This window comes from Agromyces sp. GQ35 (assembly GCF_059758475.1).
The window spans coordinates 1728564-1740001 of record NZ_JCAXEO010000001.1 but is presented as its reverse complement, the minus strand read 5'-3'; the positions used below and the strand labels follow the sequence as shown (position 1 = coordinate 1740001).

Genomic DNA, 11438 nt, shown 5'->3' with positions numbered 1-11438 from the left:
CGCCGACGACCTGAGGAACGGAATCCATGCGACCCCTACGACTCGCCACTCTCGGCGCTGCCTCCGCACTCACGCTCGCCGCAGTGCTGATCCCGGCGCAAGCCGCCATGGCTGCGGCGACCGCGTCGTTCACCCCGACCGTCGTGGTGCCGGGGGGCACCATCGACGTGACGGGCGCCGGATGCTCCGCAGGGAGCGAGGTGCTCGTCGGCACCTGGATCCCCGCGATCGGCGGCGCGTCGAGCTCGAGATCGACGACCGTCACCGCCGACGGGGCCGGCGCGTTCAGCGCCACCGTCGCCGTGCACGGTGCACCGGGAGAGCTGCCCGAGATCGCCCCGCCGATCGCCCAGTTCGGCGTGACCGTCACGTGCGACGGCGAACAGACGGTCATCGGGTTCGGTGCGCTCGCGTACGCCGGAGCGCCGCTCACCGCCGTGGTCACGCCCGCCGCAGGGGTCGTGCCCGGAGAGTCCTTCACGGTCAACGGCAGCGGATGCGACGCCGGCGAAGCGGTGTTCATCGCCGTCGACTTCGCCGGCCCGCCGCCGGTGACCCACTTCGACGACACGACCGCCGATGCGAGCGGCAACTTCTCGTTCGTCGTGCCGACGCCGGTCGCGAGCGAGCCCGGCGACGTCATCGTGATGGGTGTGAGCTGCGGGTCGGGGGCGCCCGTCGAGGATCCGGCCGACTACATCACCAGAACGCTGACGTTCGCCGGCGAGCCGGTCGAGCCCGTCGACCCGGTGGAGCCCGTCGTGCCCGTGGTGCCGGCAGATCCCGGCGCTGGAGCCGCTCCCGCGGGCGCCGCCCCGGTTCCGACAGCCGGAGGCAAGCAGCTCGCCGAGAGCGGGCCGGATGTCGGTGCGGCATCCGTCGGCCTCGCCCTGCTGCTCGCCGGCGCCACTCTCGTCGGGCTTCGTCGCGTACGCGGCCTCACCGCTGCCGCTGCCGGTGCCGAAACTCGCTTCCGTGCCGGACCGGAGACGCCCTGATGCGTGCCGTCTCCTCGGGCCTGCTCGGTCTCGCTGCACTGGCCGTGCTCACGCTCACCGCGTGCAGCAGCGGCTCCCCCGACGCGACGCCCGAGTCGAGCGAGCCACCTGCGAGCTCCACGCCGCCCGAGGCATCCGACGACGCCGCGTGCGCCGAGCTCACCGCACTCGCCGGCACGCTCACCGACCTCAACGCGAACTTCGACCCGAACACACTGCTCGACTCCGCCCGCGCGATCGACTCCGGCCTGCAGTCGCTCGACCCGCCGCCCGCGGTGGCCGAGGAATGGGCGGCCGTCGCGAGCATCTTCGACTCGGCGGTCACGGCAGCGGATGCCGCGGGCAGCGACCGTGCCGCCCAGGAACAGGCCCTCGCCGACGTGTTCGAGACCCAGGCGACGCCCGAGTCGGTTGCGCACCTCGACACGATCGCGGCGGAGATCGGCGCGGAATGCGGCGGCGGAGCCGAGCCCAGCGCGACCGATTCCTGCGGGCTGGTGACCGATGACGAACTCGCCGCCCTGTTCGGCGGTACCGTGCCGACGCCCACAGGCTCCGACTTCGGTGCGGGCTTCACCGAATGCGAGTGGGAGTCGGCCGGCACGACCGTGCTCGTCTCCGTGCTGCCCGCCGGTGAGTTCACCGACGACTACCTGAACGGCACGCACGAACCCGTCGACTCGCTCGAGCAGGGCACGGCGCTGCCCGACTTCGTGGGCATCGGCCGGGTCGGAACCGACGGCGGCACCGTCGCGAAGATCGAGGGCGACCGTGCCTACCTGTTCGCCGTGCAGACACCCGACGAGTCGGTCGACACCGCCCTGGCGGCGGCCGAGACGCTCGCGGTCGCGGCATCCGCCCGCCTCGGCTGAGGAGTCTCGCGCGGGGAGGTGCGGCGGTCGCACCCGCTGGGTAGCCTGACCTCACGGGAGTGAGGACTCGACGATGACCCAGTACGTGACATCCGCCGACGGCACGCAGATCGCCTACGAGCGACAGGGTTCCGGGCCGCCGGTCATCCTCGTCGACGGGGCGATGCAGTTCCGTGCCTTCGACCCGGCGAGCGGCGAACTGGCGACCGAGCTCGCGAGCCACGGCTTCTCGGTCGTGCGCTTCGACCGGCGCGGCCGCGGCGAGAGCCCGGCCGACGGGCCGATCACGCTCGAGCAGACCCTCGACGACCTGCGCGCACTCGTGGCCGTCGCGACCGAGGGCGCCGACGACGCCGTCGCGCTGTTCGGAAGCTCCTCGGGCGGAGCGATCGCACTCGCCGCCGCGGCATCCGGCCTGCCGATCTCGAAGCTCGTGCTCTGGGAGGTGCCGCTCGATGAAGAGCTCGGCACCGGCGGTGCGGAATTCCTCGCCGGCCTGCGGCAACGCCTCGCCGTCGGCGATGGCGACGCCACCATCGAGTACTTCATGAAGGACATGCCGCGCGAGTGGCTCGAGGGTTCGAAGGCGAGCCCGGGCTGGCCGATCATGACGGCGATGGGGCCGAGCCTCGAACCCGACTCCGAGGCCCTCGCGTGGACGCAGAGCGCATCGAGGCCGGCGCTCTGGGCCGGCATCGCACAGCCGGTGCTCGTGCTCGTCGGCGAGCAGACGCTCGACCTCATGCGTCCGGCGGCCGACTCGCTCGTCGCGAACCTGCCGAACGCGGTGCTCGACACTGCACCCGCCACCGACCACGCCTGGGAGCCGAAGTCGATGGCGCTGAAGATCGCGGGCTTCCTCGTCGGCTGAGCGATGCGCCTTGCGCCCGCGTCGCGGTGCCACCCGACTCACGCACCCCGACGCAGTACGACCCGACTCAGACATCCTGTCGCGGTGTCACCCGGCTCAGGCACCCCGACGCGGCACGACCCGACTCACGCGCCCGCGTCGCGGTGCGACCCGACTCAGACGCCCCCACGCCGTACGACCGACTCAGGCGGCCGCCCGTCATGGTACGACCCGACTCAGACACCCCGACGCCGTACGACCTGATTCAGGCAATAGGCCGCTGCTCAGGCCGCAATTCGCCAGAGCGACCTGACGAGCGGCCTATTGCCTGACAGCGGGACGAAGATCCGGATTGCGGTGCAACCCGACTCAGGCAACCAGTCGCGGTGCGACCCGACCCAGGCAGCCGACGCGGTAAGACCCAGATTCAGGCAATAAGCCGCTGCTCAGGCCGAAACTGGCCAGACCGGCCTGACGAGCGGCCTATTGCCTGACAGCGGGACGAAGTCCAGGAGCCCGGCGAACCCGGCACGCGGCACCCGGCACGCAGCACCCGGCACCCGGCACGCAGCACCGGGACCCGGCATGCAGCACTCGGCTCGCGACACCCGGCACGCAGCACGCGGCACCCGGCACCCGGCACGCGGTGGCTCAGCCCTTCGCGGCCTTGGCGGCGGCCTTCGCGGCCTGCTTGGTCGCGCGCACCTTCGTGAGCGACTCGGGGTCGACGATGTCGGCGACCGAGCGGAACGCGCCCTCCTCGCCGTACGCACCCGCGGCCTCGCGCCAGCCCGGCGCCGACAACCCGCGCTGCTTGCCGAGCAGTGCGAGGAAGATGCGCGCTTTCTGGTCGCCGAAGCCGGGCAGTTTCTTCAGTCGCGCGAGCACCTCGGCGCCCGAGGGGTCGCCCTGCGTCCAGATCGCGGATGCCTCGCCGCCCCAGTCGGCGACGACCGCCTCGGCGAGCGCCTGCACCCGGCCGGCCATCGAACCCGGGAACCGGTGGACGGCCGGCGTCTGCTTGAACACCTCGACGAACGCCTCAGGCTCGTAGCCGGCGATCGTCGCCGGGTCGATCGAGCCGATGCGCGCGCGGATCTTCTCGGGTCCGGCGAACGCCGACTCCATGGTCACCTGCTGGTCGAGGAGCATTCCCGTGAGCAGCGCGAACGCGTCGTCGCTGAGCAGCTCGTCGGCGGCCGGGTCTCCCGTGATGTGCAATGCCATGCGATCCATCCTTCCACCCGTCTGCGCCGGAGTCACGGATACGTCGGCAGCGCCACGAGCGGCGGCGGGTCGCTGCGACGCGACATCCACCGATCGTTGAATGCGGACGGAAACTGACCAGTTCGTTGCCTATCTTCGGAGCAGGCGATTCGATGAGACGCGTCGCATCTCCACTGCATCTCGCATCGAACCTCGAACCATCGAAACATCGAACCTCGAACCTCGAACCTCGAAGGAGTCACCATGGACTGGAAGATCGAGCTCATCTTCGTGCCCGTCACCGACGTCGACCGCGCGAAGGAGTTCTACGTCGAGAAGCTCGGCTTCAACGCCGACCATGACCAGCAGGTCACCGAGGAGCTGCGCTTCGTGCAGCTCACTCCACCCGGCTCGGCGTGCTCGATCGCGATCGGCACCGGGCTCGGCGGCACGTTGGCACCGGGCACGCAGGACTCGATCCAGGTCGTCATCGCCGACGCCGACGCCGTGCTCGCCGACCTCCGTGCGAAGGGGGTCGAGGCCGAAGGCGTCGACGAGCAGGCGTGGGGCCGCTTCATCACGGTGAAAGACCCCGACGGCAACAGCTGGACCCTGCAGCAGCTGCCCGACTACAGCCAGCAGGGGTAGCCGCAGGGACGTCGATCGAGGAGGTGCGCGAGCGACGTATCGAGACAACTGCTTCGGGTCTCGATACGCTCGCTGCGCTCACCACTCGACCGGCGGAGGCACGCTCGCTACGCTCGCCACTCGCCCGGCGCAGGCACGCTCGTTGCGCGACCGGCGGGAACCGCAAACGTCAGCGGCGCGCAGACGCAGGCGGCGCCGTGCTGCCGCGCACGACGAGTTCGGGCACGCGTGAGGTGCGGTCCGCGGCATCCGCTTCGCCGCGCAGCACGTCGAGCACGGTGGCGACGACGTCGCGGCCGAGCACGTCGAAGTCCTGCCGCATGGTCGTGAGCGGCGGAGCGAAGTGCGCCGCTTCGGGAATGTCGTCGAAGCCGATGACGCTCACCTCGTCGGGCACGCGCACCCCCGCCTCGCGGTAGGCGTGCAGCAGTCCGAGCGACATCTGGTCGTTGGCGCTGAAGACGGCGGTCGCCTCACGGTCGGCGGCAAGGCGAAGGCCGGCCTCGTATCCGGATGCCGCGAGCCAGTCGCCCTCGATCGGCTCGGGCGCCGCGAGCCCGTGCTCGCGCATGACGTCGGCCCAACCGCGGCGGCGCTCCGCGGCATCCATCGACTCGCTCGGCCCGGCGATGTGCCGGATCTCCCGGTGACCGAGCCCGATGAGGTGCCGGGTGGCGAGCCGTGCGCCCTCGTACTGGTCCATCGCGACGCGATGCAGCCCGGGCGCAGGCTCGGAGGCGACGACGACGAGCGGCACGCCCGCGTCGATGCCGCCGAGCACGCCGACGCCCTCGCGCTCGCCCGAGATGAGCACGATCGCCTCGACCCGCTGCAACGCGAGCCGGTGCACGGCCTGGCGCAGCACGTCGGCGTCGAGCGAACGCATGCTCGCCTGGCTGACCGTGTAGCCGGCCTCGTGCGCGGCCTCGTTGAAGCCGAGGGCGGCGTTCGACGGACCGTAGTCGGGCCGCCCCGCCTGGATGAGTCCGAGGTTGCCCGAGCGACGCTTCGCCATGGCTCGCGCTGCGGGCGACGGCGTGTAGTTCAGCTCGGCGATCGCCTGCTCGACGCGCACCTTGGTCGACGCGGCGACGCCCGTGAGGTCGTTGAGCACGCGCGACACCGTCTGGTGCGAGACGCCGGCGAGGCGCGCGACGTCGAACATGGTCGGCACGCCCGTGCCGGGCGCCTCGGTCGGCGAGGTCGCCGGCACGGTGGGCACGCCGGGCGCGGCAGCCGCGATCGGTGCACCGGCAGCGTCAGCCGCCGCCTCACTCCCCCGCGATGCCCGCCCAGCCATGAACCGCCCCGATCAGAGGCCCTGTGCCAGTCGGTAGTACGCCTGGTTCCAGCGTACTTCGTGCTGGAACCCGGGCAGCGTCGTCGCCTCGTCGATCACGAGCAGCTCGGTCTTCGCCATCTCGGCGAAGTCGCGGAACACCTCGACGCCGACCGCGGTCGACATCACCGTGTGGTGCGCCGCGCCGGCGGTGAGCCAGGCTGCGGCACTCGTGGCGAAGTCGGGGGCGGGCTTCCACACTGCGCGGCCGACAGGCAGGTTCGGCAACGGATGCCGCGGCGCCACGTTCTCGACCACGTTCGCCGTGAGGCGGAACCGATCGCGCATGTCGCTCAGCGCGACGACGACGGCGGGGCCGGGGTCGGCGGTGAAGACGAGCCGCACCGGGTCCTCTTTGCCGCCGATGCCGAGCGGGTGCACCTCGAGGCTCGGCCGGGCGGTCGTCAGCGACGGCGACACCTCGAGCATGTGCGCGCCGAGGATGAGCTCGTCGCCGGGCGTGAGGTCGTAGGTGTAGTCCTCCATGAGCGAGGCGCCGCCGGGCAGGCCGGCACCCATGACGCTCGCGATGCGCACGAGCACGGCCGTCTTCCAGTCGCCCTCGGCACCGAAGCCGTAGCCCTCGGCCATGAGCCGCTGCACCGCGAGACCCGGCAACTGCCGCAGCGCGCCGAGGTCTTCGAAGCTGGTCGTGAACGCGCCGAACCCACCCTCTTCGAGGAAGGAGCGCAGGCCGACTTCGATCGCGGCGCCGTAGCGCAGGCTGTCGTGGCGGTCGCCGCCCTTGCGCAGCTCGGGAACGACGTCGTAGAGGTCTTCGTATTCCGCGGTCAGCAGGTCGATCTCGGCATCGGATGCCGCGTGCACGGCGTCGGCGAGCTCGTTGACACCCCACGTGTTGACCTGCACGCCGAACCGCAGCTCGGCCTCGGTCTTGTCGCCCTCGGTCACGGCGACGTAGCGCATGTTGTCGCCGAACCGGGCGAGCTTCAGGCTGCGGGATGCCGCGAGGCCGGCCGCGGCCCGCTGCCAGGTGCCGACCTCGGCCTGCACGCGCGGGTCGCTCACGTGGCCGACGACGGTCTTGCGGGCGACGCCGAGGCGGGTCTGGATGTACCCGAACTCGCGGTCGCCGTGCGCGGCCTGGTTGAGGTTCATGAAGTCGAAGTCGATCTCGCCCCAGGGCAGTTCGACGTTCGCCTGCGTGTGCAGGTGCAGGAGCGGCTTCTGCAGCGCGTCGAGGCCCGCGATCCACATCTTCGCGGGGCTGAACGTGTGCATCCAGGCCATGACGCCGATGACGTGGTCTGCTGCATTGGCCTCGAGCGCCATGCGGCGGATCGAGTCGGAGTCCTTCAGCACGGGCTGCCAGACGACCTTGACCGGCACGCCGGCTGCGTCGCCGAGGGTCTCGGCGATCTGCTGCGACTGCGCGGCGACCTGGCGGAGCGTCTCTTCGCCGTAGAGGTTCTGGCTACCGGTGAGGAACCAGACCTCGTAGCCGTCGAGCGAGGTGGTGAGCGGGGTGCGGGTCATGCGGTTCTCCCTGGTGCGAGGTTCGTGAGTGATGCGGAGTTCGTGAGTGATGCGGAGTTCGTGAGTGAAGCGGAGTTCGTGAGTGAAGCGGAGTCGGTGGCTGGCGCGGGATTCGTGAAGCGTACGGAGTCGGTCACAGCGCGTCGACGGCGGCGGCCTCGACGGCCAGCCCCGCCCGGTAGCGGTCGAGGAAGTCGGCGAAGCCGGCGACATCCGCCGGCTCGGGGTCGACGGTCTCGAACCCGGCGCTCGCGAAGACGCGCTCGCCGAGATACGCGGCGAGGTCGAGCTCCGACGCCGACGAGAGGTATGACGCCAGCACGGCGATGCCCCACGCCCCGCCTTCCGAGGCGGTCTCGCCGACGGCGACCGGAGCGTCGAGCGCACCGGCCAGGAACCGCTGGGCGACGCCGGCGGTGCGAAAGATGCCGCCGTGGGCGAACATCCGCTCGAGCACCACGTCCTCGGACGCGAGCACGCGCATGCCGAGGCTGAGGGTGCCGTAGACGCCGTACACCTGGGCGCGCATGAAGTTCGCGAGCGTGAGCCGGCTCTCGGGGGTGCGCACGAAGAGCGGCCGGCCCTCGGTGAGCCCCGCGATCGGCTCGCCCGCGAGGTGGTTGTAGGCCAGGAGTCCGCCGGCATCGGGTTCACCGGCGAGCGCCTCGGTCAGGAGCACCTCGAACACGCGATCGCTGTCGATCGAGACGCCGGCGGCCGCGGCGAACTGCGCGAACATGCCCGCCCACGCCGCCAGCTCGCTCGCGCCGTTGTTGCAGTGCACCATCGCGACCGGGTCGCCGGCCGGGGTGGCGACCAGGTCGAGCTCGTGGTGGGAGTGCTCCAACGGGCGCTCGAGCACGACCATCGCGAAGATGCTCGTGCCGGCACTGACGTTGCCGGTACGGGGGGCGACCGATCCGGTCGCGACCATGCCGGTGCCGGCGTCGCCCTCGGGCGGGCACATCGGCGCGCCGGGCCGGAGCGCGCCCGACGGGTCGAGCAGCGCGGCGCCGTCGGCGGTCAGTTCGCCGGCCTGTCTGCCCGCGGGAAGGACCTCGGGCAGCAGTTCGGTGAGGCGCACCTCGGGGGCGCGCTGCGCGACGACCCGGTCGAAGACCTCGAGCAGCGACGCGTCGTAGTCGTTCGTCGCCGAGTCGATCGGGAACATTCCGGATGCGTCGCCGACGCCGATCACCTTTCGGCCGGTGAGCCGCCAGTGCACGTAGCCGGCGAGCGTCGTGAAGAAGTCGAGCTGCGCGACGTGCGGCTCTTCATCGAGGATCGCCTGGTGCAGGTGGGCGATCGACCACCGCAGCGGAATGTTGACGCCGAACTGCTCGCTGAGCTCGGCCGCCGCCGGCCCGGTCGACGTGTTGCGCCAGGTTCGGAACGGCACGAGGAGTTCGTCGTTCGCGTCGAAGGCGAGATAGCCGTGCATCATCGCCGAGACGCCGATCGCGCCGAAGGTCTGCGGTTCGACGTCGTAGCGGCGTCGCACGTCGGCGACGAGGTCGGCGTAGGCCGCCTGCAGGCCCGACCACACGTCGTCGAGCGAGTAGGTCCACACGCGATCGACGAAGCGGTTCTCCCACTCGTGGCTGCCGACGGCGAGCACGACCGTCGGGTCGTCGCCGACGAGGCACGCCTTGATGCGGGTGGACCCGAACTCGATGCCGAGCGACGTGCGCCCCTCGAGGATCGCGGCCCGCGTCTCGGCGAGGGCCTGCGCAGTGGTGGACTCGGTCATCGGGCTGCCTCCCCGGTCGTCGCACCGGGTGCGGCTGCGCCGCCCTGCCCGTACACGTTCTGGTAGCGGTCGTAGAGCCGGTCGATCGCGTCTTGCGGAATGGGAATGAGCGGGCCCGCCTCACGCGCGAAGTGCACGCTGCGCGCGACATCCTCGACCATGACGGCGGCCTTCACCGCCGCCTTCGCGTTCGCCCCGATCGTGAACGGGCCGTGGTTCTGCATGAGCACCGCCGGCGACCGGTGACCCGACAGCGTCTCGACGATGCCGCGACCGATCGAATCGTCGCCGATGATCGCGAACGGGCCGACCGGGATCGGACCGCCGAACTCGTCGGCCATCGCGGTGATGACGCAGGGAATCTCTTCACCACGAGCAGCCCACGCGACCGCGAAGGTCGAGTGGGTGTGCACGACGCCGCCGACCTCGGGCATGTTCCGGTACACGTAGGCGTGCGCAGCGGTATCGCTCGACGGGCTGCGGTCGGAGCCGGGCGTACCGGGAACCACGTTGCCGTCGAGGTCGCAGAGGATCATGTTCTCGGGCGCGAGCTCGTCGTAGCTCACGCCGCTCGGCTTGATCACGAAGAGGTCGGCGCCCGGCACTCGGCCCGAGACGTTGCCGCCCGTCCAGACGACGAGCCCGTTGCGGGTCAGTTCGCCGTGAAGCCGTGCCACATCGTCGCGGACGCGTGCGATCGCCGCATCGATCTCTGGCGCGAACGCGGGGCTGCCGTCAGCGCTCGCGGCGGGCTGCTCGGTGGCGTCGGGCATTGGTGACTCCTCTGTCGCGATGGCTCGGTGCGCACGTCGTTAGCGCTAACGAAGTCCAATGTTAGCGCTAACGATGCGCTCCCTCAACCCCAAGGCTCGGTCGACGGATGGCTCGGCAACGGATGACGCGGCGCCCGTGCAACCGCGACCCGGCAACGACGAACGGGCGGATGCCGCGTGACCTGCACGCGACATCCGCCCGTTCTCGAGAAGTGCTACTGACCGCCGGAGCGGCGCTTGTTGTAGACGTCGAACGCGACGGCGAGCAACAGCACGAGGCCCTTCACGGCCTGCTGCCACTCGATGCCGATGCCGAGGATCGACATGCCGTTGTTGAGCACACCGATGATGAGACCACCGATGATCGCACCACCGATGGTGCCGACGCCACCCTGCACCGCCGCACCACCGATGAACGCCGCAGAGATCGCCTCGAGCTCGAAGCCGTCACCGGCCTTCGGCCCCGCGAGGTTCAATCGCGCGGTGAAGATGAGGCCCGCGAGCGCGGCGAGCACGCCCATGTTCACGAAGAGCCAGAAGTCGACGCGACGCGTCTTGATGCCCGACAGCTCTGCAGCGTGGCGGTTGCCGCCGATCGCGTAGATGTGCCGGCCGAAGACCGTGCGGTTCATGACGATGCCGTAGACCAGCACGAGCACCGCGAGGATGATCAGCGTGATCGGGATGCCCTTGTACGAGGCGAGCGAGTAGGCGAAGAAGCCGATTCCGGCCGAGACGAGCACGAGCTTCGTGATGAACCACGCGATGGGCTCGACCTCTTGGCCGTACTTCTGACGCCCGCGGCGCGTGCGCACCTGCTGCACGATGAGGGCGATGATCGCGATCGCTCCGACGCCCAGCGTCAGTGGATCGATCTCGAACTCGCCGAACACGTCCGTGAGGAAGCCGTTGCCGAGCGCGCGGTACTCGACCGGGAAGGAGCCGATGTTCGCGTTGCCGAGCACGACGAGCGCGAGGCCGCGGAAGATGAGCATGCCCGCCAGTGTCACGATGAACGCGGGTATGCCGACGTAGGCGATCCAGAAGCCCTGCCACACGCCCACGAGGGCGCCGATGCCGAGCGAGAGGATGACCGCGAGCCACCACGGCAGGCCCCATTGCACGGCGAAGACGCCGGAGCACGCGCCGACGAACGCGGCGACCGATCCGACCGACAGGTCGATGTGGCCGGCGATGATGACCATCACCATGCCGATCGCGAGCACGAGGATGTAGCCGTTCTGCACCACGAGGTTCGAGATGTTCTGCGGCCGCAGCAGGATGCCGTTGGTGAGGATGGAGAACAGCACGACCACCGCGATGAGGGCGATGAAGATGCCGTTCTTGCCGAGGTCGGCGAGCACGTGGCTCAGTCGTTCGGTGAACTTGTTCTGGGTCGGGTTGATGGTCGCGCCGACCGCCTGCGAGTCGCCGGGGGGCGGGGTCTGCGTTGGGGTGTTCGACATGGTGTCTCCGTGTCTTCCGTGTCTCGTGGTTCGTCCGCG

At 70.5% G+C, this 11438-nt stretch carries 10 protein-coding genes; 4 read left to right on the top strand and 6 right to left on the bottom strand.

Annotation, left to right across the window (positions count from 1 at the left end; translation table 11 throughout):
* Positions 1–26: 26 nt before the first annotated feature.
* The 3 genes from AC6CH0_RS08030 (at position 27) to AC6CH0_RS08020 (ending at position 2741) form a co-directional block, all read left to right on the top strand.
* Positions 27–998, top strand: coding sequence for a hypothetical protein (locus tag AC6CH0_RS08030; protein ID WP_498099498.1), 972 nt, complete (start codon positions 27–29; stop codon positions 996–998).
* Complete coding sequence (locus AC6CH0_RS08025) at positions 998–1870, top strand: hypothetical protein (RefSeq protein WP_498099496.1); 873 nt, start codon at positions 998–1000, stop codon at positions 1868–1870. Before AC6CH0_RS08030 ends, AC6CH0_RS08025 begins: the two co-directional genes overlap by 1 nt.
* Positions 1871–1943: 73 nt before the next feature.
* Positions 1944–2741 (top strand): alpha/beta fold hydrolase, encoded by a 798-nt coding sequence (locus tag AC6CH0_RS08020; protein WP_498099494.1) that lies wholly within the window; start codon positions 1944–1946, stop codon positions 2739–2741.
* A 630-nt stretch (positions 2742–3371) separates the two neighbouring features.
* Here the strand turns inward: AC6CH0_RS08020 and AC6CH0_RS08015 are convergent.
* A complete protein-coding gene (locus AC6CH0_RS08015) occupies positions 3372–3956 on the bottom strand; it encodes an HhH-GPD-type base excision DNA repair protein (protein WP_498099493.1) in 585 nt (194 codons plus the stop codon).
* Between the two features lie 234 nt (positions 3957–4190).
* Between AC6CH0_RS08015 and AC6CH0_RS08010 the strand changes: the two genes are divergently transcribed.
* Complete coding sequence (locus AC6CH0_RS08010; RefSeq protein WP_498099491.1) at positions 4191–4574, top strand: glyoxalase superfamily protein; 384 nt, start codon at positions 4191–4193, stop codon at positions 4572–4574.
* A gap of 169 nt (positions 4575–4743) precedes the next feature.
* Here AC6CH0_RS08010 and AC6CH0_RS08005 read toward each other — a convergent pair whose 3' ends face one another.
* The 5 genes from AC6CH0_RS08005 to mmsB form a co-directional block, all read right to left on the bottom strand.
* Positions 4744–5874 (bottom strand): LacI family DNA-binding transcriptional regulator, encoded by a 1131-nt coding sequence (locus AC6CH0_RS08005; RefSeq protein ID WP_498099489.1) that lies wholly within the window; start codon positions 5872–5874, stop codon positions 4744–4746.
* 12 nt (positions 5875–5886) lie between these two features.
* On the bottom strand, positions 5887–7410 hold the full coding sequence (gene araA, locus AC6CH0_RS08000) for an L-arabinose isomerase (RefSeq protein ID WP_498099487.1): 1524 nt from the start codon (positions 7408–7410) through the stop codon (positions 5887–5889).
* Between the two features lie 133 nt (positions 7411–7543).
* Positions 7544–9160, bottom strand: a complete 1617-nt coding sequence (locus tag AC6CH0_RS07995; RefSeq protein ID WP_498099485.1) for a xylulokinase — start codon at positions 9158–9160, stop codon at positions 7544–7546.
* Complete coding sequence (locus AC6CH0_RS07990; protein ID WP_498099484.1) at positions 9157–9933, bottom strand: L-ribulose-5-phosphate 4-epimerase; 777 nt, start codon at positions 9931–9933, stop codon at positions 9157–9159. The genes AC6CH0_RS07995 and AC6CH0_RS07990 overlap by 4 nt, the downstream gene beginning before the upstream one ends.
* 215 nt (positions 9934–10148) lie before the next feature.
* Complete coding sequence (gene mmsB, locus AC6CH0_RS07985) at positions 10149–11399, bottom strand: multiple monosaccharide ABC transporter permease (protein WP_498099482.1); 1251 nt, start codon at positions 11397–11399, stop codon at positions 10149–10151.
* Positions 11400–11438 lie beyond the last annotated feature (39 nt).